20 protein-coding genes are annotated in these 24342 nt (G+C 63.1%); 10 read left to right on the top strand and 10 right to left on the bottom strand.

Annotated elements, in window-relative coordinates; translation table 11 throughout:
* Positions 1-37: 37 nt before the first annotated feature.
* The 6 genes from B0O95_RS06955 to B0O95_RS06930 form a co-directional block, all read right to left on the bottom strand.
* Positions 38-760: a glycine zipper 2TM domain-containing protein gene (locus B0O95_RS06955; RefSeq protein ID WP_104077243.1), complete on the bottom strand. Its 723-nt coding sequence runs from the start codon at positions 758-760 to the stop codon at positions 38-40.
* A 220-nt stretch (positions 761-980) separates the two neighbouring features.
* On the bottom strand, positions 981-2513 hold the full coding sequence (gene lysS, locus B0O95_RS06950; RefSeq protein ID WP_104077242.1) for a lysine--tRNA ligase: 1533 nt from the start codon (positions 2511-2513) through the stop codon (positions 981-983).
* An 18-nt stretch (positions 2514-2531) separates the two neighbouring features.
* Positions 2532-3636, bottom strand: a protein-coding gene (gene prfB / locus B0O95_RS06945; RefSeq protein ID WP_104077241.1) for a peptide chain release factor 2 whose coding sequence is annotated in 2 segments (ribosomal slippage) — positions 2532-3554 and positions 3556-3636 — 1104 coding nt in all. Because the reading frame shifts where the segments join, the coding sequence is not laid out codon by codon here.
* A 45-nt stretch (positions 3637-3681) separates the two neighbouring features.
* Positions 3682-5385, bottom strand: a complete 1704-nt coding sequence (gene recJ / locus B0O95_RS06940) for a single-stranded-DNA-specific exonuclease RecJ (protein WP_104077240.1) — start codon at positions 5383-5385, stop codon at positions 3682-3684.
* A gap of 10 nt (positions 5386-5395) precedes the next feature.
* Positions 5396-6592 (bottom strand): regulator, encoded by a 1197-nt coding sequence (locus B0O95_RS06935; protein ID WP_104077239.1) that lies wholly within the window; start codon positions 6590-6592, stop codon positions 5396-5398.
* Between the two features lie 84 nt (positions 6593-6676).
* On the bottom strand, positions 6677-8407 hold the full coding sequence (locus tag B0O95_RS06930) for a YadA C-terminal domain-containing protein (protein ID WP_104077238.1): 1731 nt from the start codon (positions 8405-8407) through the stop codon (positions 6677-6679).
* A gap of 534 nt (positions 8408-8941) precedes the next feature.
* Here B0O95_RS06930 and B0O95_RS06925 point away from each other — a divergent pair.
* From B0O95_RS06925 to B0O95_RS06910, 4 genes are all read left to right on the top strand, one after another.
* Positions 8942-10195, top strand: a complete 1254-nt coding sequence (locus B0O95_RS06925) for a lipoprotein-releasing ABC transporter permease subunit (RefSeq protein ID WP_104077237.1) — start codon at positions 8942-8944, stop codon at positions 10193-10195.
* Between the two features lie 4 nt (positions 10196-10199).
* Positions 10200-10925, top strand: coding sequence for an ABC transporter ATP-binding protein (locus tag B0O95_RS06920; protein WP_233203191.1), 726 nt, complete (start codon positions 10200-10202; stop codon positions 10923-10925).
* A gap of 52 nt (positions 10926-10977) precedes the next feature.
* Positions 10978-11766, top strand: a complete 789-nt coding sequence (locus B0O95_RS06915) for a TatD family hydrolase (protein WP_104077235.1) — start codon at positions 10978-10980, stop codon at positions 11764-11766.
* 167 nt (positions 11767-11933) lie between these two features.
* Complete coding sequence (locus B0O95_RS06910) at positions 11934-14588, top strand: ComEC/Rec2 family competence protein (RefSeq protein ID WP_104077304.1); 2655 nt, start codon at positions 11934-11936, stop codon at positions 14586-14588.
* An 84-nt stretch (positions 14589-14672) separates the two neighbouring features.
* Here B0O95_RS06910 and B0O95_RS06905 read toward each other — a convergent pair whose 3' ends face one another.
* Positions 14673-15239, bottom strand: a complete 567-nt coding sequence (locus B0O95_RS06905; RefSeq protein ID WP_233203190.1) for a thiamine phosphate synthase — start codon at positions 15237-15239, stop codon at positions 14673-14675.
* A 415-nt stretch (positions 15240-15654) separates the two neighbouring features.
* Between B0O95_RS06905 and B0O95_RS06900 the strand changes: the two genes are divergently transcribed.
* The 5 genes from B0O95_RS06900 to ftsB all read left to right on the top strand — a co-directional run bounded on the left by B0O95_RS06900 (position 15655) and on the right by ftsB (position 21140).
* Complete coding sequence (locus B0O95_RS06900; RefSeq protein ID WP_104077233.1) at positions 15655-16458, top strand: alpha/beta fold hydrolase; 804 nt, start codon at positions 15655-15657, stop codon at positions 16456-16458.
* Positions 16459-16508: 50 nt separating this feature from the next.
* Positions 16509-18194, top strand: a complete 1686-nt coding sequence (locus tag B0O95_RS06895) for a CTP synthase (RefSeq protein ID WP_104077232.1) — start codon at positions 16509-16511, stop codon at positions 18192-18194.
* A gap of 18 nt (positions 18195-18212) precedes the next feature.
* Positions 18213-19067, top strand: coding sequence for a 3-deoxy-8-phosphooctulonate synthase (gene kdsA, locus B0O95_RS06890; RefSeq protein WP_104077231.1), 855 nt, complete (start codon positions 18213-18215; stop codon positions 19065-19067).
* A 202-nt stretch (positions 19068-19269) separates the two neighbouring features.
* Positions 19270-20553, top strand: coding sequence for a phosphopyruvate hydratase (gene eno, locus B0O95_RS06885; RefSeq protein WP_076786715.1), 1284 nt, complete (start codon positions 19270-19272; stop codon positions 20551-20553).
* Between the two features lie 128 nt (positions 20554-20681).
* Positions 20682-21140: a cell division protein FtsB gene (ftsB, locus tag B0O95_RS06880; protein WP_104077230.1), complete on the top strand. Its 459-nt coding sequence runs from the start codon at positions 20682-20684 to the stop codon at positions 21138-21140.
* Positions 21141-21279: 139 nt separating this feature from the next.
* On the opposite strand, the gene B0O95_RS06875 is transcribed toward ftsB, so the two are convergent.
* The 3 genes from B0O95_RS06875 to B0O95_RS06865 all read right to left on the bottom strand — a co-directional run bounded on the left by B0O95_RS06875 (position 21280) and on the right by B0O95_RS06865 (position 23286).
* Positions 21280-21651: a hypothetical protein gene (locus B0O95_RS06875; RefSeq protein WP_104077303.1), complete on the bottom strand. Its 372-nt coding sequence runs from the start codon at positions 21649-21651 to the stop codon at positions 21280-21282.
* Between the two features lie 90 nt (positions 21652-21741).
* On the bottom strand, positions 21742-22695 hold the full coding sequence (gene hslO, locus B0O95_RS06870) for an Hsp33 family molecular chaperone HslO (protein WP_104077229.1): 954 nt from the start codon (positions 22693-22695) through the stop codon (positions 21742-21744).
* 66 nt (positions 22696-22761) lie between these two features.
* Positions 22762-23286, bottom strand: a complete 525-nt coding sequence (locus tag B0O95_RS06865; RefSeq protein ID WP_076795579.1) for a gamma carbonic anhydrase family protein — start codon at positions 23284-23286, stop codon at positions 22762-22764.
* 191 nt (positions 23287-23477) lie between these two features.
* On the opposite strand from B0O95_RS06865, the gene B0O95_RS06860 reads away from it, so the two are divergent.
* Positions 23478-24305: a ferritin-like domain-containing protein gene (locus B0O95_RS06860; RefSeq protein WP_104077228.1), complete on the top strand. Its 828-nt coding sequence runs from the start codon at positions 23478-23480 to the stop codon at positions 24303-24305.
* The last annotated feature ends 37 nt before the right edge of the window (positions 24306-24342 follow it).

The following is a 24342-nucleotide window of genomic DNA, read 5'->3' as shown; positions in this document are numbered from 1 at the left end:
CCTTATCTGCGTCGCTGGTGTCCCAGTCTGTGGCCTGTCAACCGGCGTGCGTTAGCGCGCCGTTTTCGATTTGTACGCGCTCGCCGGGCTGGAAGGAAGGAGGCTGCCGGTACGTGAAGTAGCGCAGTTTGCCGTTCTGCATCCGTACGTGGACCCGATAGTCCGTTTCACTGCGCATATGTTTCTCGACCGAGTTGCCGGCCAGTCCGCCGCCGAGTGCGCCGAGCAGCGTCATCGCGGTACGTCCACCGCCGCCGCCGAACTGGTTGCCGATCACGCCGCCTGCCACCGCGCCGCCGACCGCGCCGAGTCCTGTGCTATGGCCTTCGCGCCGAACAGGAACGACCGACTCCACGGTGCCGCATGATGCGCACGCTGCCGCACGGGGCGGTGCATATTGTGGCTCGGCGCCGGGTCCAGTGCCATTTCGCGCGTAGCCAGCGGGCGGCGCGGGCATGGCTGCACCGCCCGATTGCTGCACACGTGACGCATACGACGCGGGGGGCGGCGCCGATTGCTGTGCGGATGATGGCGCCTGGGGCAACGTAGCGCTCGACTGCACTGCAGCAGCCGGTGCGGCGGCATTCATGACCGGTTGCTGCACAGTTTGGGTAATTGGCGCGGCATCGCTGCGCGCGCTACTGCTGCTGGATGCGTTGGGCAGCAACCCCGTGACGGCCGCGGTCGCGGCCAGGCTAGCAATGATGACCCCGACCGCGGCGGCCGCGACCAACGGGTGAAGTTTGCGTGGGCTTTCCATTTTTGACTTTCACGAAAGGGGCGCTTTTCGATTGCGCCTAGTCTGCGCGATGCCCCGCCCGTTGTCGGTTTCAAGTTGTAACCAATTGCGGCGTACTGGCCGCCACACCCGTGCCGCTTTACCGTTTGTTACAAATAATTAGGGCCGGCAATTGCCGGCCCTCAGGGCGACGTTGGCGCACGGACCCGCTCGCGGCCGATCGTACGCGCGTATTGCCGTGTCAATCCTCGCGCCGCAGGTGCGGGAATAGGATCACGTCACGGATGCTCGGGCTGTCGGTCAGCAACATCACGAGCCGGTCGATGCCGATACCGCATCCACCGGTCGGCGGCATGCCGTATTCGAGCGCGCGGATGTAGTCGGCATCGTAGTACATCGCTTCCTCGTCGCCGGCATCTTTCTGCTCGACCTGCTTGCGAAAGCGCGCCGCTTGGTCCTCCGGATCGTTCAGTTCCGAGAAGCCGTTTGCCATCTCGCGTCCGGTAATGAACAACTCGAAGCGCTCGGTAATGCCGGGGACCGTGTCCGACGCCCGCGCGAGCGGCGACACTTCCACCGGATAGTCGACGATATAGGTCGGCTCCCACAACTGCGCTTCAGCGGTTTCCTCGAACAGGGCAAGCTGCAGCGCGCCCACGCCGGCGTTGCGCAACGGCGCGTCGTGGGTATCGACGCCGAGCCGGCGCAATTCGGCACGTAGCCAGTCGCTGTCAGCAAGCTGTGCGTCGCTGTATTGCGGCGCATACTTCTGGATCGCGCCGGTGATCGTTAAGCGGTGAAAGGGCTGGCTTAAGTCCAGTTCGCGCCCCTGATAGTGGATCGCCGTCGTACCCCGTGCGTCCAGCGCCGCTTGCCGGATCAACTGCTCAGTGAAGTCCATCAGCCAGCGGTAGTCGGTGTACGCGGCGTAGAACTCCATCATCGTGAATTCCGGATTGTGCCGCGGCGAGACCCCTTCGTTGCGGAAATTCCGGTTGATTTCGAATACGCGGTCAAATCCGCCGACGATTAGCCGTTTCAGGTACAGCTCCGGCGCGATGCGCAGGAACATCTGCATGTCCAGCGCATTGTGGTGCGTGATGAACGGCTTGGCCGCCGCGCCGCCCGGAATCGGGTGCAGCATCGGCGTCTCGACTTCCATAAAGCCCGCATTCGTCATGAACTGGCGGATCGATGCGATCGCGCGCGTGCGCGCCTGGAACGTCTGGCGTGCTTCGGGCGTGACGATCAGATCCACGTAGCGCTGCCGGTAGCGCGTTTCCTGGTCGGACAACCCATGAAACTTGTCCGGTAGCGGTCGGATGGCCTTGGACAGCAGCCGCAGCCCAATGCAGCGTACCGACAGCTCGCCCTTGTTGGTCCGGAACAGCACGCCGTACGCCGCGATGATGTCGCCCAGGTCCCATTTCTTGAATGCATCGTAGACATCAGCACCGACATCAGCCGGCGTGATGAAGAACTGGATCTGACCGGTGCCGTCCTGCACGGTCGCGAAGCTTGCCTTGCCCATGACGCGCTTGAGCATCATCCGGCCGGCAATCGATACGTTGAGCGCGTGCGCTTCGACGGCGTCCTTGTCGGTGTTGGCAAAGCGAGCGTGCAGATCTGCCGCGTTGTTTTCCGGGCGGAAGTCGTTCGGATACGCGACACCTTGCTCGCGCAGCGCCCGCAGCTTGTCGCGGCGCTCCGCGATGATCGCGTTGTCGTCGCTGTCGATGCCGGCCTGCGTGGCATTGGGATTCTTTTCGGTCATGGTCAATTGCGCTCGCAGTTATACGCCTTGCTTCAGGCTCGCGCTGATGAAATCGTCGAGGTCCCCGTCGAGCACCGCACGTGTGTTGCTGATTTCGACGTTTGTGCGCAAGTCTTTCACGCGGCTCTGGTCGAGCACGTAGGAGCGGATCTGGTGGCCCCAGCCCACGTCGGTCTTGCTCGATTCGAGCTTGTCCTGCTCGGCCTGGCGTTTGCGCATCTCCGCCTCGTACAGACGTGATTTGAGCATCGCCATCGCCTCGGCGCGGTTTCGATGCTGCGATCGATCGTTCTGGCACTGCACGACGATGCCGGACGGCACATGCGTGATGCGCACCGCCGAGTCGGTCTTGTTGATGTGCTGGCCGCCGGCCCCGGAGGCGCGAAACGTGTCGATGCGCAGGTCGGCCGGGTTGACGTCGATGTCGATCGATTCGTCCACTTCCGGATACACGAACACCGACGAGAACGACGTATGGCGGCCGCCGGATGAATCGAACGGCGACTTGCGCACCAGGCGGTGGATGCCGGTCTCGGTGCGCAGGTAGCCATAGGCATACTCGCCTTCGACCTTGACCGTGGCATTCTTGATGCCTGCCACTTCACCATCGGACTGCTCAAGCACTTCGGCCTTGAAGCCCTTGCGCTCACAGTAGCGCAGATACTGGCGCAATAGCATCGACGCCCAGTCCTGTGCCTCGGTGCCGCCGGCGCCGGCCTGGATGTCGACGAAGCAGTTGTTCGGATCGGCCGGATTATTGAACATCCGGCGAAACTCGATGTCCGCCACGCGGCGCTCCAGGGCCTGCACGTCGCGCTCGCAGGCCAGGAGCGTGTCATCGTCCTGTTCCTCGTTGGCCAGTTCGAACAGCTCCTGCGTGTCTGTTAGGTCGCCGTGCAGCGCCGAGAGCATCTGCACGACCGCGTCGAGCAGCTTCTTCTCGCGACCGAGCGCCTGCGCCTGCTTCGCGTCGCTCCAGACGTTCGGGTCCTCGAGCGCCGTGTTGACTTCCGTTAGGCGAGCTTGTTTCGCATCGAAGTCAAAGATACCCCCGTAGTTCTGCCGCGCGCTTGCGCAGGTCGGTGAGGGTCGCTTCGATCGCGTTCAGACGTTCTGCTTCCATGTCGATCGGGGCCTTGCAAAAAGGGTAAATTATAGCGGATCGACATCAGGGCGCCGCATGCTCGACGACTAACTGCACACGCGACACACCATTCCAGGTATCGCGCACGAGCCGGTAGGCGAACAGCGCCCGTGCCGGAAGCGTGTCAATGTGATTGAACCAAATTGCTGCAAAGCGCTGGCGCCCGCGGGCAAGCTGCAACTTCAAATGCCGTTCCTTGACGAGTGACTGCGACAGCACGTCGAATTCTCCCGAAAAAACCGGCGCCGGGAAACCTTGGCCCCATACCGCGTTGTCGATCAGCGCGACGAACGATGGTGTGTGATAAGCGTCCTCTAGCTCGCCGTCGGTCTCGATCTGTCGCGCGAGTGCATCCTCGTTCAGCCATTCGCGCGCCAGCGCCTCGAATGCCGCCGCGAAGCGCGGTACGTCGTCGGTGCGCAGCGTGAGGCCGGCGGCCATCGCGTGGCCGCCAAAGCGCTCGATCAGTCCGGGCTCCCGCTTGGAGACTAGGTCCAGCGCGTCGCGCAAGTGAAAGCCTGGGATCGAGCGTCCCGAGCCTTTCACGCGCTCGCCCGACTCGTCGGCCGGCGCGAACGTGATCGCCGGCCGGTGGAAGCGCTCCTTGAGCCGGCCGGCGACGATGCCAATCACGCCCTGGTGCCACGCCGGGTTGAATAGCGTGATCGTGGCCGCATCGCGCGGATCGAGCTGTGCGAGCTCGGCCAGCGCTTGCTCCTGCATCCCCGCCTCGATTTCACGCCGTTCGCGGTTCATTGCATCGAGTTGCTGTGCCAGTGCATCGGCGCGCTGCGCATCGTCGGTGACCAGGCATTCGATGCCAAGCGACATGTCGGAGAGCCGACCCGCCGCATTCAGTCGCGGCCCCAATGCAAACCCTAGGTCGAATGCGGATGCGTTGCGCGCATCGCGCGCGGCCACCCGGAAAAGCGCGGCCACGCCTGGTTGCATCTTGCCGTTACGGATGCGCTGAAGGCCCTGTGCAACCAGCACACGATTGTTCGCATCCAGTCGTACGACGTCGGCCACCGTGCCCAGCGCGACCAAGTCGAGCAGACCGTCCAGCCGCGGCTCGGGGCGGCCATCGAAGGCGCCGCGCTCGCGCAATAGCGCGCGCAGCGCCAGTAGCACGTAGAACATCACGCCGACGCCGGCCAGGTGCTTGCTCGGAAATGCGCAGCCCAGTTGGTTCGGGTTGACGATCGCGCGTGCCGCGGGCAGCGTGTCGCCGGGCAGGTGGTGATCGGTAATCAGCACATCGATGCCGAGCGCGTTGGCAGCCGCCACGCCGTCTACGCTGGCGATCCCGTTGTCGACAGTGACCAGCAGGTCGGGGCGTGCGCCAGGGCGGCGGGCGGCCAGTTCGACGATATCCGGCGTCAGTCCGTAACCGTATTCGAACCGGTTTGGCACCAGGTAGTCGATATGCGCACCGAACAGGCGCAGGCCGCGCACGGCCACCGCGCATGCCGTTGCGCCATCGCAATCATAGTCGGCTACCACCAGGATTTGCCGTCGCGCGGCAATCGCATCGGCCAGCAGCGCGGCCGCAGCGTCGGCGCCTGAGAGCTGCGTTGGTGGCAGGAGTCGCGCCAGCGCGGTTTCCACGTCGGAGGGCGCACCGATGCCGCGCGATGCATACAGCCGCGCGAGCACCGGATGGATGCCATGCCGCGCAAGGGCATGCGCGTCGGCGGGTGGGCAGGTTCGGGTGACGATTCGGGTCATGGGCGCGAGCTCACGGCAACAGCGACGCAAATGACCGGCGTCGCCAGAATTTTTTCATGTCGATGGGGCGCACGACGAGCGTCGTCGTGCCAGTGTCGCCGCACAGCGTCAACGTGAGTTCCGCGAGTTCGCGGCGCTCTAACGCCGCGAGCGCTGGAGCGAACCAGTCGCGCTCCAGCACCGCAAACGCGGCGCGAAAGCGCGGCCAGTCCTGCTGCACAAATGGTGCGCTCAGTTGATCGAGTTCGACCAGCGTCACACCGGTTGTGCCACGACCCGCGGCGCGGGCCGCGGCCTGACCGCCGGTTCGTTGCCGCAGCATGTCGAAAGTGGCGGGCGGCATCTCCAACGCCGCGCCGGACGCGAGCGCTAGCCCACGCGTAGCTGCTGCCTGCGATAGCACGCGCTCGAAGGGCCGCGACACCGGCATCATGCGCCCTTGCGCGTAAAGCCAGATCGAGTTGGCGGCGGGCAACCCGCGTGCTTCTCGAGCCTGGTTGACCGGATGCTCGAACCAAGCCATCTGGACCTCGTTTTGCAGCTTCATCCACGTGCGTGGTCGGTGGCCGGTATGGGCCTCGTGCGGCAGCCAGATTTCGATGTTGCGTCCGGCGGCGCGCAGTGGCGCCGCGCTGGCCAACGAGCCGAGTTGCTCACTCGACAAGTACCAGCGCAGCGGCGTCGGGGCAGCCAGTTCTACGCCGAGTTCCTCAATGAGGGGCCGTGCGACGGTGAGTAGCGCGGCCGCGTCATCTGTCGAAAGCTGCAGCGTCTTGGGATCGATCAGCACCAGATGATCGTGCGCGACCTGCACATGAACGGGCTCGACGCATGCCCAGACAGCATCACGCGGTTCGCCGCCGTCCGCAAGCAGCATGTACGGGGCGAGCGGCGCATCATCGTCAGTTGCGAACGGATCTATCCGCCTGTTCGATGCTGCATCGTCTGCCTGCTGGCGCGACGCAGCAGATGCGGCGGCATGGCCAACGCCGAAACAGCGGACGACCCATCGCTCGTGTGGCAACGTGCGCTGGAAATCGTCCCCGATCACGCGTTCGACAAGCGTCGCGCGTTCGAGCAACCTATCTAGTGCCGGCTTATCCAGGTTCTGTAGCGCAGGCTGTGCGTTGGCCGCGGTGGGCAACGCAAAGGGCAGCAGTAGGTGGAGGCGGGAAACGGGGTATGTGACATGCATGATGGAGCGCATTGTAGGGCAATCCACCGGTCATATCGACCTCGCTCGCCTATCGCGCGTCATCTGTCGCGCGAGCGCACGCTTTGCGCCTCACCCTCACCATTGAAAACCGCCTGCTGCGACCATTCCAACGTAGCCACGGCCGTTCGCGTTTGCGGCAACTTTCAATACCCAGCGGTTATTCGGCGTCACGTGCGATATGCCAAGCGCCACACCGTACTGGCCGCGGTAAGTCGCACCGGCAAACGTCATCAGGCTCTTGCCGGGCAAGGTTGGCTGTGGCAGTCCCGCTACCGCCATCGCTGCCGCGGTGCCCGCCGATGCGTTGCGGTCCACCTGTGCTACCGCCTCATCCATTTGCGCCTTGTTCACTGCGTCGGTAGGCTGCGTGCCGCGTGCGACGTCTGTAAGTCTGCGTTCATGGCCGGGCTCGCCGACCGAGACGCGGGTGTCGTCGACGCGGATATTCAGTTGTTCGGCCAGGAGTGAAGGCAGGTCAGCCCCAATGAATTCGCGCAGCCGCCCTTGTGCAGAGCCGTGCCCGCACTCGCCGGGCTGGTCGCAGGAGATGGTGTCATCGTGAGCCGACGCCACATCGTCTGCGAGCATGGGCCCGGAATGGCCACTGCTATTCTGGAGCGCCCGCCAAGCGGCACGGACATCGTCGGCGGTCATCGGTTCGACGACCCCGCTTGGGTCCGCTGGCGCAACCTCGGCTCGGCTGCCTGGGTCCGCTGGCGCAACTTCGGCATGGCCGCCTTGGTCCGCGGGAGCACGCTCGGAGGGCCCGTCTTGGTTCACCAGCGCAACTTCGGCATGCCGGCCTTGGTTCGCCGGCGCAGGCCCGGTATGGCGGCTTTTGTCCGCCAGCATAAGCGCCGGTTGGCTGTCGGTGTTCGTCAGCTGGGGCCCCGGACGCATTTCATTGCCCGCCAGCATGGGCTGCAAAGACCCACCGTCGTTCGCGTTAGCCAACTCTGCTTGCAGCGATACCGTGGTGGATGACTCTGCAACGACCGTGTCTTTCGGGTTTTTGTACCGATTGCCCGGGTTGTCCTTTGCGCTTCTGTTTTTGTTTGTTTGTTTTTCTAGTTGATCTACCCTGTTTCCCAGTATTGCTAACTCATTTTTTATTGTTTCCTTGTGCTCCGTAAATTGGTTGTTTGTCGTCAATGCGAGTTCGTTTATGGTCTCTGTGATTTTTCCGTAGTGCCTATATGATTGATCCCGGATATCTTTTATTTGATCCTGAGTTGTTGTATTTGCATTATTTAACTTATTGATAAGTGATTTATTGTTGTGTGCTATCTGCTTCACGGTGTTGTTAAGGTCGGATATGTTTTGGTTTAGAGATTCTTTTAAATTCGCTTGTTCATTAGAATTTCTGGTTAACTTTTGGCTGAGATTGCTAATTTTGTGATTGATATTATTTAATTGATCTTCCGTTGCTGAGTTGATGTGATCTATTTTTTGGTTTATTGCTGTATTTTCTGTGGCGATCTGATTCGTAAATTTTAAAAAAGCGCTATTGGTGTCTATCTTTAGTTTGTCCAATTTTTCTTTCGTTTTTGAATGGTCAACGTCCAATCTAATTAGTGTCGATTCAAAGGGTGCTAGTTTGCTTTTTGTGATATCTGTTATGATGCTTTCTAGGGCCGATTCTTCATAGCCGTGGTTGGATGCAGTGGCGTCATTGATAAATGACAAGGCTAAAACTACGCTGAATGCAGATAATTTGCTGGATATTCTTGGAATAACGAAGTCCGAGCGTTGGTAGAGCGGAGCGCTATAACCTGTGACTCGTCGCGAATAATTAAATGCGGTCATTTTAAACCTTTGGGTGGCATTGAGTCAAAAAATGAAATGCGGGAAAAATGTACGCGGCAATACCGGGGAATGCAATCGAGCCGAACTATTCGTGCGGAATAAAAAAGGGATATGGCGGCTCAAAATAGTTTGAACCGTTAACCATTGGCAATGGGAGAGTCAAATGAATAATGGCCCTGAGGCGACCCCGTTGCGCAAAACTTCAGGTATTAGGGCCAAAAAACTGGAATTTCGTCGGCCTGCCCAGGCAACGGCTCGTGGCGCCTGAAGGCAGGCGCTGTGCCCCAGTTTGAAGTCGTGTGCGTGATGGCTTGGGCCGCGAGATGGACATGAGCTAGAAGCGATGGTGGGTGCCCGGCATGCGCGAATCAACACGATCGCGCGTGTCCCGGGTGCGTCAGGCCAGCAGGCGGCCATCGGATCCGGATATTGCGGCATGTAGCGGCGGAAGGACACCATTGTGTGGCAAACTTCGCTGTTACCTGCGGCGGTGTCCAGCAGCGGGATCAGTCAGTGTGGATACAAAGGATTGATTTGAAGCTCCCTTACGAATGGCAAATTGGCTTGCGCTATACGCGTACTGGCAAACGTTCTTCCGGCAACGGGTTCATTTCGTTTATTTCGCTGATTTCGATGTCGGGCATCGCGCTCGGCGTCGCGGCGCTGATTGTCGTGCTGTCGGTGATGAACGGCTTCCAGAAAGAAGTGCGCGACCGGATGCTGTCGGTGCTAGCGCACATCGAGATCTTCTCGCCGACCGGCTCGATGCCAAACTGGCAATTGACTGCCAACGAGGCGCGCCAGAATCCAGTGGTGATTGGCGCGGCTCCGTACATCGATGCGCAGGCGCTGCTCACGCGGCAAAGTGCGGTCAACGGCGTCGCATTGCGCGGCATCGACCCGGCGCTGGAGCCGCAGGTATCCGACATGGGTGCTGAGATGAAAGCGGGCCGGCTGGCCGATCTGCAGCCGGGATCGTTTGGTATTGTGCTCGGCGTAGACTTGGCGAGTGCGCTGGGCGTGACCGTCGGCGACAAGGTCACGTTGGTCGCTCCGGAGGGTACCATCACGCCGGCCGGCATGCTGCCCCGGCTCAAGCAGTTCACCGTGGTCGGCGTGTTTGAGTCCGGTCACTACGAGTTCGACAGCACACTGGCCATGGTATCGATTGCCGATGCACAGGCGCTGTTCCGGTTGAGCGCGCCCAGCGGCGTGCGGCTTCGGATCAAGGACATGCAGCGCGCCCCGGAAGTCGCGCGACAACTCGCACGGTCGCTGTCCGGCGACCTGTATATCCGCGATTGGACGCAACAGAACAAGACTTGGTTTTCGGCAGTGCAAATCGAGAAAAGGATGATGTTTATCATCCTGACGCTGATCATTGCGGTTGCCGCGTTCAACCTCGTCTCCTCGCTGGTGATGACGGTCACCGACAAGCAGGCCGACATCGCGATTCTGCGCACGCTTGGCGCGCAGCCGCGCTCGATTATGAAGATTTTTGTGATTCAGGGCGTGACCATCGGCTTCGTGGGCACCGGCATCGGCATTGCGCTCGGCTGCGCCCTCGCCGTCAGTATCCCGTGGCTGGTACCGTTGATCGAGCATGTTTTCGGCTTCCAATTTCTACCACCGTCGATCTACTTCATCAGCGAGCTGCCCAGCGACTTGGTCGCGGCTGACGTGGTGAAGATCGGCGCGATTGCATTCGTGCTGTCTGCGCTCGCGACACTGTATCCGAGCTGGCGGGGGGCACGCGTGCGTCCGGCTGAGGCATTGCGCTATGAGTAAAACAATGAACGAGCAGCAAATCGTGCTGGCCGCGACCGGCATATCGAAGACCTTTGTGCAGGGCGGCCAGCCGGTGCCGGTGCTGGCCGACGCGCAACTGCACGTATATCGCGGCGAGAAGCTGGCCATCGTCGGCGCGTCCGGCTCCGGCAAGAGTACGCTGCTGCATCTGCTGGGCGGGCTCGACGAGCCCAGTGTGGGGCGTGTCGCGCTATTGGGCCGACCATTCTCGCACTTGGCGGAGCGTGAGCGCAACGATTTGCGCAATCGCGTCCTGGGTTTCGTCTATCAGTTCCACCATCTGCTGCCCGAATTTACCGCGCTGGACAACGTCGCGATGCCGCTGCGGATCCGCCGGATGCCGATCGAGGACGCGCGTCGCGAGGCGTTGGCCACGCTAGAGCGCGTCGGCGTCGCGCATCGCGCGAAACACCGGCCAGGAGAGCTTTCCGGGGGCGAGCGGCAGCGCGTGGCGATCGCGCGCGCGCTGGTGACGCGGCCCGCGTGCGTACTGGCGGACGAGCCGACCGGCAACCTCGATGGCCATACTGCGGAAACGGTGTTCCAGCTGATGTTGGAGTTGTCGAAGACGTTCGAGACGAGCTTCGTGATCGTCACGCACGACATCGAGTTGGCCGCGCGCTGCGACCGGGTACTGCGCTTGCGAGATGGTGTGCTGCACGATGAAACAATGGTGGCGCGCGCCGCGCTTGCCAAGACGCTAGTCTGACGACGGCTCGGTTTGTGCAGTGTCGCACCGGCGTGAGCAGCGAGGAGCCTCGATGTGGATCGATACCCATTGTCATCTGGATGCATCCGAATTCGATGCGGACCGGGCTGCCGTGGCGTCGGCAGCGCGCGATGCGCAAGTGTCGCGCATTGTGATTCCAGCGGTCGCCCGCTTTAACTTCTCGGCGGTGCGCGAGTTAGCCCATTGCGTGGACGGGGGCGCCTATGTACTGGGCATCCACCCCCTGTACGCGCCGGCCGCGCAGGACGAGGATCTCGCGGTGTTGCGCAGCGAGATCCACGCCAGCCTGGATGATCCACGCTTTGTCGGCATCGGCGAAATCGGTCTGGATTTCTTCGTGCCGGGGCTGGATGCGGTTCGTCAGCGCGAGATCTATACGGCACAGTTGAAGATGGCGCGCGAGTTCGACTTGCCGGTGATCTGCCACGTGCGCAAGTCGCAGGACTCGGTGATCGCCGAGTTGCGACGCTTCAACGTCGTGCGGGGCATCGCGCACGCATTCAATGGCAGCTTTCAGCAGGCCGATGCGTATATCGCACAAGGCTTCAAACTCGGTTTTGGCGGCAACGTGACGTTCGAGCGTGCCCGACGCATCCGCCAGCTTGCCGCGCAATTGCCGCTCGATGCGTTGGTCGTGGAGACCGACGCGCCAGATATTGCGCCGGAGTGGATTTACAAGGGGCGCAACACGCCCGACCAAGTGCCACGCATTGCGGCGGTGATTGCGGCCATGCGTTCACTGACGTTGCCACAACTGGCCCTCTGTACAACGGCCAACGCGCACGCCGCGTTGCCGCGGCTCGCCCTCGCACAGCGATAATCGGATTTTGCATTCAGGCGGTATTCAGGCGTTCCGGATGGTTGTCGCGGCGCCGGGTTAGGCTGCTTGCGTCGGTCGCTGGCTTTGCAGCGGCGCGCCTGTCGCCGTGCCGGCACGGGTCGTCGCTACGCAATCCGTCGCGCACGAACGCCCGGCCGAGGGGGATGATGCTTGCACGATTATGCGCGTTCGTCGTGGGCACTGGGGTGTTGCAGTGGCAGCCCAGTTTGCCGGACGTTGCCGGTTGGTTCGCCTGGGGTGTGGCAGTGCTCGCCGCCGCTGGGGTGGCATGCATCGCGTATCGTGCGCGGGCAGCGGGGCGCGCCAGTTGGCACAAGTCGTGGCTGATGCGGGCGGCGAGCATCGGGTGCGCGGCACTGCTCGGCTTTGGTTACGCGGCGTGGCGCGCGCATAGCGCGCTGTCAGATGCTTTGCCGCCGCAGTGGGAGGGGCGCGATGTGATCCTAACCGGCACGGTGCGTGGCTTGTCGTCGCGCGATGCGCGCGGGCTTCGCTTTTTGTTCGACGTTGAATCAACATCGCCCCGGATCGAGCGGTTTCCCCGCACCGTCCAGTTGAGCTGGCTTGCCGCGTTCGGCCGGCAACCCTCGGCGACGCTTGTGCCGGGCGGGCGCCATACGCTCGTTGCAAGACTCAAGCGGGTGCATGGCAACGGCAATTTCGGATTGCCGGACACCGATGTGCGGCAACTGGCGCGCGGTGTGCGTGCGCTGGGCTACGTGCGCCACCTGCAGGCCGATCCGCACTGGCAATCGGGGGCGTCCCCGGGCTCGCCACACGCGCCCGATATTGAGCGGGGCCCCGGTATCCGGGCGATGCTCAACGCTGTGGACCGTCGGCGTGCGGTCATTCGCGCGCGGATCGAGCAGGTCTTGTCCGAGCCTGCCCGAACGGGGACGGGCAGCGGCAGCGGCGAGCCCGCGGGTTCACATGCCGGGATCGTGATTGCGCTGGCGATCGGCGTACAGGATGCGATTACGGAGCCGGACTGGGAGCGGTTGCGTCGTACTGGCACTAATCACCTGATGGCAATATCGGGCTTGCATATCGGCTCGGTTGCGGCGTTGGCTGCCACGATCATTGCCCTGGCCTGGCGCCGCGGTTTCGGCGTTGCGCCGGCGTTGCCGCTGCACGTGCCGGTTCCTATCGCATGTTGTGTCGGTGCGATGCTCGCCGCTGCCGGTTATGCCGCACTCGCCGGGCTGGGCATTCCCGCTCAGCGCACGGTTGCCATGCTGTCGATCGCGACGCTTGCTTATGCGAGTGGGCGTCGCGTCGACCCGTTGCTGGTCCTCGCGTGGGCACTCGTGATCGTGGTGTTGGTCGATCCGTGGGCGACGTTGTCGGCGAGCACGGCGCTATCATTCGGTGCGGTCGCGGCGATCGTGGTGGCGTTGCGCTGCGCGGGCTGCAACCAGCCGCAGCGAGACGACGAACCGGACTGGCCGTCACTCGATCCGGCCGATACGTTGCCGCAGGCCAGCGCGGGCGGGCCGGGCGAGCGACCTGCTGGTATGCCTGGCCCGCGTTCGGCTAAGGCCTTAGGCGTGCTCGCGGCCCGCACGCGCGCCGCGGTGCGTGGGGCGCCAGCACGGCTGGCGTCGGCTATGCGCGTGCAATGGGCGGTGACGCTCGGTCTTGCGCCGTTGACGGTCGTCTGGTTCTCGCAGATTCCGGCACTCGGTCCGGTGGCCAATGCCATCGCGATTCCGTGGGTCAGCACCCTGGTCGTGCCAGCCGTGCTGCTCGCCATTGCGATCCCGGCGCCATTGGACGCGCTGCTATTGCAATTGGCGCACCGCCTGGTGCAGTGGCTGTTTGCCATACTGGATGCGCTGGCTTCGCCCGCGTGGGGCGTGTGGCACTTGCCGGCGCCCGAGCCGGCCGCGCTGCTGCTCGCGCTCGTCGGTGCGGCTTGGATGCTGGGGCCTCGGGGTTGGCCATTGCGCGCGGCCGCGCCCATCCTGTGGCTGCCATTGCTGTGGCCGGCACCGCGGGCGCCACTCGCTGACGGTTTTCGCGTCACGGCGCTCGATATCGGGCAGGGCACCGCCGTGCTGGTCGAGACCGCGCGGCGACGACTGCTGTTCGATGCCGGTCCGGGCCCGGAGGCGGGCAATGCGGGGCAGCGTATCGTCGTGCCGTTCCTGCGCGCGCATGACGTGAACGCATTAGACATGCTGGTCGTCAGTCATCGTGATATCGACCACGCGGGCGGCGTGCCTGCGGTGCTGGCCGACATGCCGGTCGCGCAGATGCAGGCCTCGTTGCCGCCCGCTCATCCGTTGTGGGCGCGTGCCACCGCGTGTGGTGCAATCACGCGGGCATGCCGTGCCGGGGAGCGATGGCGATGGGACGGCGTGACGTTCGAATTCCTGTGGCCGACGGGCGCGGCAGATCCACGCAAGCCGAATGCAACAGCATGCGTGCTGCGCGTCTCGAATGCGCTTGGCGCAGTGTTGATCGCATCAGATATCGAACGGGCCGCCGAGCGGGCGCTGGTCGAACGGCATGGGCCGGCATTGAGCAGTGACGTGCTGATCGTGCCGCACCATGGCAGCAAGACGTCATCGACGGATGTGTTTCTCGATTCGGTACGGCCGCGTATGGCGGTATTTCAGGTAGGTTACCGCAATCGCTTTGGCCATCCACACCCGCTGGTCGCCGCGCGTTATCGTGTGCGCGGCGTCGATATGCTGCGCAGCGATAACGATGGCGCGGTGCGCATCGACAGCGGGGTGTCTGGCTGGGTGGTCGATGCATATCGACGCTCACGCAGGCGTTATTGGACCGGGCGCTGACCCGCGTCACTTTCCGCTGAGCAAAGCATGTCGATCTGCGTTGCACGGGCCGCGTCGGTCGCCAAGGCTGCCAATGGCGAGCAATCAAGGCTTCCAAAAGCAGCGAATGCCTGCGATGCCGTACGCTCCGTGTCGTTCGGCATGAGGCAGTGTATCAGTTGACAGGCCGCCCAGTGCGTAGACGGGTAGCGTAGTCCGCGAGGCCAGCGCGAGAAAGCGATCCCATCCCAGCGGCTCGGCGTCGGGATGGCTGGCGGTTCGCAGCACGGGCGAGAGCGTGACGAAATCGGCGCCGATGGACTGCGCCTTTTCGAGTTCCGCCATCGTGTGGCACGATGCAGCCACCAGTTTTGCTGTCGGGAGGGGACGTTCGTCGCACGCCATTAGGCTTTGGCTGTCCAGGTGCAGCCCATCGACGTTGCGCTGTGCACTGAGCGGGGCGTGGGCGTTCAATAGCAGAAGAGCATGATGCTGCTCGCATAGGGCCATCGCTTTCTCGGCCAAATGCATGTAATGGATAGAATTCAACTTCTTTGAGCGAAGCTGGACTAGTTCAATTCCCGAGTCCAGCGTCCGCTTCAACTGTTCGAGAAATAACGCGGGATGGCCGGCATCATAGGGGTCTGGCGTGATGAGGTATCGTTTGGGCAAGAGCATTTGGGCAAAAGCACCGAAGGCCGCGGGTTTTTTCTTAGGTTATCAGAACCGGACCAGGCGCCAGACCCGTCGCTTTGAAGTAACCTCGGGAAATGGGACGATGCAGGGCACGCCAGTTCTCTCGTGGCGTGACGGGCTGCGGTGCACTGAAGTATGAATGAAAAGCACGCGTTGCCGCGGGTGGAACATGCCGATGGGGTGCCCTGGGTCGCGGTGGTTGCCAAGTGCAACCCGCTCTATACGGTGACGTAGAGCACGAGCGCGACCGACTAGCCCAACGTGTTCGATCTGACAACGTCCAAGCGGATCAGGAGGGTACGGCTGAAAATATCGTTCAACGGCAAGCCACGGCACCCTGGTAACGCTGCGGCGCATATAACCAGAGAAACAGGAACAGGAGAGACTGTCGTTGAAGAGCGTGATTCACTTCTCGCATGCGAACGGGTTTCCCGCATCGACATACCGGACGATCTTTGCCGAGTTGGCCGACGACTACGACGTGCGGTTCATCGAGCGGTACGGACATGATCCTCGCTATCCGGTCACGCGCGACTGGCCGCATCTGGTCGACCAGTTGCTCGACGATGTGGCGGCACGCCTGGAGCAGCCGGTGTGGTTGGTCGGTCATTCGTTGGGCGGTTATTTGTCGGTGATGGCCGCGCTGAAGAAACCTCATTGGGTCAAGGGTGTGGTGATGCTCGACTCGCCGCTGATCGCCGGTTGGCGCAGCCGGCTGCTGGGCGTCACGCAGTGGGCCGGCCTGGACGAGCGGCTTTCGCCGGCGGCGGTCACCCGCAAGCGCCGCACGCATTGGCCCAGTCGCGACGAAGCATGGCGGCATTTCAAGCGCAAGCAGGCTTTCGCGCGCTGGGACGAGCGCATGTTCGCGAACTACATCGATCATGGGATCCCGCCCCTTGGTCCCGGCGGCGCCCGTGCACTGGCGTTCGACCGAAATATTGAATATCGGATCTACCGCACGCTACCTTGTACGCTGGGCGCGCGCCTTGCACATGGCGCGCCCGTGCCAGTCGGATTCGTGGCCGGCACGCATTCCCGCGAGGTGCGGCAGGTCGGGCTCGATGCGACACGGCGCATCGTCGGTCCCCATTTTGACTGGATTGACGGCTCGCATTTGTTTCCCATGGAGCGGCCGCTCGATACCGCTCGCGCGATCCGGCGCCTGCTGCGCGACTTGGCGCGGGACGCTTAGAGAAAGCCGGGCTTTCGAGTATAATCCGGCTTTCCCGCGAGCATCCAGCGATGACCAAATATGTATTTGTCACCGGCGGCGTAGTTTCCTCCTTGGGTAAGGGCATTGCCGCCGCCTCCCTCGCCGCGATCCTCGAGTCGCGCGGTCTCAAAGTCACTTTACTGAAGCTCGATCCCTACATTAACGTCGATCCCGGTACCATGAGCCCGTTCCAGCACGGTGAAGTGTTCGTGACCGAGGACGGCGCCGAGACGGATCTGGACTTGGGCCACTACGAGCGCTTCATCAGCACGAAGATGCGCCGCGCCAACAACTTCACGACGGGCCAGATCTACGAGTCGGTGATTCGCAAGGAGCGCCGCGGCGAGTACCTTGGCAAGACGGTCCAGGTCATTCCTCATATCACGAACGAGATCCAGGCGTTCATCGAGCGCGGTGCCGCGTCGGCGACATGCGGCGAGCCGGACGTGGCGATCGTCGAGATCGGCGGCACGGTCGGCGATATCGAATCGCTGCCGTTCCTAGAGGCAGCCCGGCAAATGAGCTTGCGGCTCGGGCGCCACAGCGCGTGCTTCGTGCACCTGACGTTGGTGCCGTTCATCGCGACGGCCGGCGAACTGAAAACCAAGCCGACGCAGCACAGCGTGCAGAAGTTGCGGGAAATCGGTATCTCGCCGCACGTGCTGCTGTGCCGCGCCGATCGCCGGATCCCGGATGACGAGCGCGCTAAGATCTCGATGTTCTCGAACGTGCCGCAGGATGCGGTGATCTCCGTGTGGGATGTGGACAGCATTTACAAGATCCCGCAGATGTTGCACGACCAGGGCCTGGACGAGATCATTTGCGACGAGTTGAAGTTCGCGCCGAATCCGGCCGATTTAACGCTGTGGTCGGACTTGGTATACCGGCTCGAGCACCCGGAGCACGAGGTCACGATCGGCATGGTCGGCAAGTATGTCGAACTCACCGAATCGTACAAATCGTTGATCGAGGCGCTGCGCCATGCGTCTTTGCATACGCTCACGCGTGTGAACATCGAGTACATCGACTCGGAGCAGATCGAGACAGAGGGCGTCGATAGCCTCGCCCACCTGGACGCGATCTTGGTGCCGGGCGGTTTCGGCCGGCGTGGCACGGAAGGCAAGATCAAGGCGATCCGCTACGCGCGTGAGGCAAAGTTGCCGTACCTGGGAATCTGCCTGGGCATGCAACTGGCGGTGATTGAATTTGCGCGCCATGTCGCGAACCTGCAGCGGGCCAACAGCACCGAGTTCGATCCATCGACGCCGAATCCGGTCGTCGCGCTGATTACCGAATGGCACGACCGCGATGGCACCGTCGAAAAGCGCAGTGAATCGTCGGATCTGGGTGGCACGATGCGGCTGGGCGCACAACGCTGTCCGGTCAAGCCGGGTACGCGCGCCGAGCAAATTTACGGCAATGATGTCAACGAGCGGCATCGGCATCGCTACGAGGTCAACAATCATTTCGTGCCGGCGCTCGAAGCCGGCGGGATGATCATCAGTGCACGCACGCCGACCGAGGACTTGCCGGAGATGATGGAGTTGCGTGAGGACCTGCATCCGTGGTTCGTCGGCTGCCAGTTCCATCCCGAGTTCACCTCGACGCCGCGCAATGGCCACCCGCTGTTCAAAGCCTATGTGGAGGCCGCACTCGCGCGTCGCCAACAACGCGAGCATGGCGAGAAAGTGGCGGCTGCGCTGCGCGCCCATTAACGCAGGCCGGGAGTCAACATGAAACTATGCGATTTCGAGGTCGGCCTGGACAAGCCGTTCTTCCTGATTGCTGGCCCCTGTGTGGTCGAGTCCGAGCAGATGGCGCTCGACACCGCCGGCCGGCTCAGCGAGATCTGCGGCGCGCTGCGCATTCCGTTCATTTATAAGTCGTCGTACGATAAGGCCAATCGCAGTTCGGATAAGTCGTTCCGCGGAGTCGGCATGGACGAAGGCCTGCGTATCCTCGGCGAGGTGCGCCGCCAGATCGGCGTGCCGGTGTTAACTGACGTGCACGCGGAGGATGAGATCGACGCGGTCGCATCGGTCGTTGACGTGCTACAGACGCCGGCATTCCTGTGCCGGCAGACCGATTTCATTCACGCGTGCGCTCGTTCGGGCAAGCCCGTCAATATCAAGAAAGGGCAATTTCTGGCGCCGCACGACATGAAGAACGTGATCGACAAGGCGCGTTCGGCAGCCAGGGAAGCCGGGCTGTCGGTGGACCGCTTCCTCGCTTGCGAGCGCGGCGCTTCATTCGGCTACAACAATCTGGTCTCCGACATGCGTTCGCTCGCGATCATGCGCGAGACTGGCGCCCCAGTGGTGTTCGACGCGACTCATTCGGTGCAGTTGCCGGGTGGCCAAGGCACCCAGTCTGGCGGGCAGCGCGAGTTCGTGCCGGTGCTGGCGCGTGCCGCGGTTGCAGTCGGCGTGGCGGGACTGTTCATGGAGACGCATCCGGATCCCGCGCAGGCGAAGTCCGACGGCCCGAACGCGGTACCGTTGCAGCGGATGCATGCATTGCTGGAAACGCTGGTGACGCTCGATCGCGCGGTGAAATCCACGCCGCTGCTCGAGAACGATTTCAGCTAAGCCACGCGCAGTGTGACAGGCTGGGGGTGTCGCGAATGAACCTTGTCGCGGTTCGGCGCGTCTGATCGGCAAGTCTGCACTACCGGAGCACGGCGCGTGGCATGCCGGCTGGCGGCATTGGGCGGCGCCGCCGATCGGCGCAGACCGCTGCCCCATTGACACAGCGTAGTCGAAACCGATTCATCCATCCTTTGAGGACATCATGAGTGCTATCGTAGACATCATCGGGCGCGAGATTCTCGATTCGCGCGGCAATCCGACCGTCGAATGCGACGTATTGCTCGAATCGGGCACGATGGGTCGCGCAGCGGTGCCGTCCGGTGCATCGACGGGTTCGCGCGAGGCGATCGAACTGCGCGACGGTGAAGCGGGCCGCTACAGCGGCAAGGGGGTGCTCAAGGCGGTCGAGCACGTGAACACCGATATCTCCGAGGCGATCATGGGCCTGGACGCGTCCGAGCAGGCGTTTCTGGACAAGACGCTGCTGGAGCTGGACGGCACCGACAACAAGTCGCGGATCGGCGCGAACGCGATGCTTGCCGTATCGATGGCGGTCGCGAAGGCCGCCGCCGAGGAGGCGGGTCTGCCGCTGTACCGCTACTTTGGTGGTTCCGGCGCGATGCAATTGCCGGTGCCGATGATGAATATCGTCAATGGCGGGGCGCACGCGAATAACAGCCTGGACATCCAGGAATTCATGATCGTGCCGGCGAGCCAGCCGACCTTCCGCGAGGCGCTGCGCTGCGGCGCCGAGGTGTTCCATGCGTTGAAGAAGATTCTGTCGGACCGCGGCATGAGCACCGCGGTCGGCGACGAAGGCGGCTTTGCGCCGAACTTTGGCAGCAACGACGAATGCCTGTCGACGATCCTTCAGGCGATCGAGAAGGCCGGTTATCGCGCCGGCGAAGACGTGCTACTCGCGCTGGACTGCGCGGCCAGCGAGTTCTACCACGACGGTAAGTACCAGCTGGCCGGCGAGGGCCTGCAGTTGTCGTCGTCCGAGTTCACGGACTATCTTGCGACGTTGGCCGACAAGTTCCCGATCGTGTCGATCGAAGACGGCATGCATGAGAGCGATTGGGACGGCTGGAAGCTGCTGACTGATCGGCTCGGTAAGAAAGTCCAACTGGTCGGCGACGATCTGTTCGTGACTAATACGCGGATCCTGAAGGAAGGTATCGAGAAGGGCATTGCGAACTCGATCCTGATCAAGATCAACCAGATCGGGACGCTGACCGAGACGTTCGCGGCGATTGAGATGGCCAAGCGGGCCAGCTATACCGCTGTCGTGTCGCACCGCTCCGGCGAAACCGAAGATTCGACGATCGCCGACATCGCCGTCGGTCTGAACGCTGGGCAGATCAAGACCGGCTCGCTGTCGCGCAGCGACCGGATCGCCAAGTACAATCAGCTGCTGCGCATCGAAGAGGATTTGGGCGACATCGCGAGCTATCCTGGACGCTCCGCGTTCTATAACCTGCGCTGATGCAACGTGCTGGACGCGTGGCGACGCGGCCGGCGACCCGATAGGGGCCTTGTGACACGTGTGGCCGCCGCTCCCGAATCCGGGGCGGCGGCTTTGTGCAACCCACGCCTGCTCGGCGGCAGCTCGTTATGCGGCTCGTTACCGTTGTCTTGATCGGATTAATCGTGCTGATCCAGTTTCCGTTGTGGTGGGGCCACGGCGGCTGGCTGCACGTGCACGAGCTGCAGCAGCAACTCGCGGCGCAACAGAAGAAAAACAATGACTTGAAGCTGCGCAATGAGCGGATCGCCGGCGAAGTGCAGGACCTGCAAGCCGGGACCGCCGCGGTGGAGGAGCGAGCGCGCTACGAGATGGGGATGATCAAGGACAGTGAGGTGTTCGTGCAGTTTGTGTCGCCGAACGCCTCAACCGTGTCCGCGACGGCTGCGTCGTCAATCATGTCCACGCGCGCTCAGGTGTCGGCCCAACCGATGCGCGTGGTGCCGAATCCCGAGCCGCGCATGAAGATGAAGGCCAGCCGGGTCGCGAAGGACACGGCTGTGCGACGTGCCGACAGCGCAAGGGGGCGGCATAATCCTGCTTATTGATCCGGCAGCGATGCCGGGATCCGGCGGTGCTCGGGATCCGGTGGTGATGTCGGTAGCCGGCGTTGCTTGCGGGATCCGGCGGTAACGTCGGACATCGCTAGCGCGTTGGCACCGGTCGCGGCAGGTCCAATCCGCAGCATCACCAGCCCGGATAATACCTCGGATAGCCCCATCCGCTGCCGACACCCCAGCCGGGTCCCCAGCGTCCGCTGTAGTATCCGCCATACGCCGGCGTGACCGCGTACGGATACCGGGACCACGCGCGCGCGAGCGCGTCAGCCTGCATGGCCGCGTCCTGTTCGCGCAACACCTGGCGACCGATTTCGTCATAGCGCCGTTTTTCTGCCGGGGTCAACGGCGTGGGTGCGTGGCGGGGCGACTCCGGCAACTGGCTCAGCACGGTCTGCGGGGTGGGCGGGTAACTGACGGCGCAGCCGCCGAGCAGCAATGCTGACGCGGCGGCCAGAGCGCCAAACGCCGCCACGGTGGCGCGAGGGGAATACCTGTTCATGTCGATCTCCGTCGGCAGCGTCATGCCGTGTTCGTCGTGCTCGCCGTGCGCGATGGCGCGCTGGCCGCGTTTTCTGCGCTGATCCGCCGTTCAATGTCGCTGCTGGCTTGGCGTGGCCGCGACGTTCAATGAGCGTTCATTGCCGTGGAAAAGTTGCGTGGCGTCGACCGCGTCGAATGCATAGCGCTGGTTGCAGAACTCGCAATGCACTTCCACATGGCCTTGCTCGACCAGGATGCTGTCGATCTCGTCACGTCCGAGCATTTGCAGCATCCCACCGACCTTTTCGCGCGAGCAGGTACAGTTGAAACGCGTCGGCGCGGGGTCGAAGCGGCTGACGTTCTCTTGCCAGAACAATCGCCGCATCAGCGTATCCGGGTCGGCCGCGAGCATCTCGTCGGTCTTCAGCGTCGAGCCGAGGTGGCAGACCCGGTCCCACGTGTCGGCGTCGGTCTGCACGGCGCGCGGCACGATCCCGCCGTCGCCGGGCAATTTCTGCAACAGCATCCCGACCGCGCGCCGTTCGTCGGCCGCCAGCCACAACCGCGTGTCGAGCTGCTCCGAGTGGCGCATATAGTGCTCGAGTACCTGCGCGACGCTGTCCAGCGGGCCATCGTGCGCGTTGGTCAAAGGTACGATGCCCTGGTACGGCTGCTGGCCGGGAAGCTTTTCGTGCGGATCCAGCGTGATGACACAGCGCCCACGACCGTTCGCGTTGACCAACTCGGTCAGCGACGCGGTGTCGCTCAATGTGTCACATTCGCTACCCAGCTTGGCCGTCGCCCGCATCGACAAGTCGGAGCGGCACTGCACAACCAGCATCTTGACCGGCCCGTCGCCCAGTATCTGCACGACCAGCGTGCCATCGAACTTGATGTTGGCCGACAGCAGCGCAGCGGCGGCCAACATTTCGCCAAGCAGCGTGCGCACCGGTACTGGATAGCCACGACGCACGAGGACTTCCTGCCACGTCTTTTCCAGCGTGACGACTTCGCCACGCACCGGCGCGGCCTCGAACATGAACTTTTGCAACTGGTCTGTCACGACTGACTTTCCTCGACTACGATAAATGGATAACGGCGCGGCGTCGGGCTTGCCCGAGGGTCCGGATCAGCCGATGCGCACCAGGTTTTCCTTGAACAGCTGGCGCCGCTCGATGTAACTGCGCGCGTTCCTGTGCAGAGCTTGGATCTCGTCATCGTCGAGCTGACGTACCACGCGCGCCGGCGCACCGAGGATCAGCGAATTGTCCGCAAACGTCTTGCCCTCGGTGACCACCGCGCCGGCGCCCACTAGGCAATGGCGGCCGATCACCGCGCCGTTCATCACCACGGCTTGGATGCCGATCAACGTGTTGTCATGGACCGTGCATCCGTGCAACATCGCCTGGTGCCCAATCGATACGTTCGTGCCGATGGTCAGCGCAAAGCCCGGATCCGTATGCATTACCACGCCGTCCTGCACGTTGCTGCCGGCGCCGATCGTCAACGGCTCGTTGTCGCCACGCAACACCGCCGAGAACCATACGCTGGTGTTTTCGGCGAGCACGACCTGGCCAATCACCGTTGCGCTGTCGGCGACGAATGCAGATTCATGGATCGTCGGCGCGTCCTCGCCGAGCTTGTAGATCGCCACACTGCCTCCTTGTCGAAGTCCGGCCCCGCCGGCCAGACCGTCCGTGACGCGCGAGCGCGCCGGTAAAATGCATGCCACGGGACATTGCCCAAAACGATATTGTACCGGCGCGTCAGCGGCGGCGTCCGGGCTGCGCGCGGCCCGTTACCGCGGTTGCCGTCTGAGCGCCGCCAGCATGAGGAAACATCAATATGGTCGAGTCGCTCGTTCAGTCCTGCTTGCGCCAGCGTGCACTGGAGACGCTCCTGCTCACCGATCCGCGCCGCAAGGTCGATGCAGTGGCTGCGCTCGGCACGCATTGGCGCTCGGGCGGGGTTGTCATCGATGCGAATCGCACGCTCGGCGAGCCGCCGGGCGTGCCGGGCCGCCCGGCGCGTCCGCAGCGCGTCGCGCCCGAGCGCCTGGAGCGGCGCAGCATGCATACGGAGCAGGGACGAGCGGCGCTGCTGCACGCGCTGGCGCATATCGAGTTCAACGCGATCAATCTCGCACTTGATGCGATCTGGCGATTTCCGGCGTTGCCCGAGGCGTTCTATCGCGATTGGCTGACCGTGGCCGAAGAGGAAGCGTATCACTTCACGCTGTTGTCCGATCATCTGGGCACGCTCGGGTATGCGTACGGAGACTTTCCGGCGCACGACGGGCTGTGGGAGATGGCCGAGCGCACGCGTGCGGACGTGCTCGCGCGTATCGCGCTGGTGCCGCGCACGCTGGAGGCACGCGGACTCGATGCGTCGCCGCCGATTCGCCGCAAGCTCGAGCAGGCTGGCGACCTTGCCGCCGCGCGCATCCTCGACGTCATTCTGCGCGATGAGATCGGGCATGTGCGGATCGGCAACCATTGGTTCCGTTGGTTGTGCGAGCGCGCCGGCATCGCGCCGCTGCCCACCTACGCCCGGCTTGCGCGTGCATATCGCGCGCCGCGGCTGAAGGGCCCATTCAATGTCGATGCACGTCGCGCGGCGGGCTTTGACGACGCGGAGCTTGCCGCACTGAACCATCCCGACGCGTTTTTGTGACATGAGCCGAGCCAACGCGACGAACCGACGAGCCGAT

It is taken from the genome of Mycetohabitans endofungorum (assembly GCF_002927045.1).
Lineage (GTDB): Bacteria > Pseudomonadota > Gammaproteobacteria > Burkholderiales > Burkholderiaceae > Mycetohabitans > Mycetohabitans endofungorum.
The sequence above is the reverse complement of the archived record's forward strand: the minus strand, read 5'-3'. Positions and strand labels throughout refer to the sequence as shown.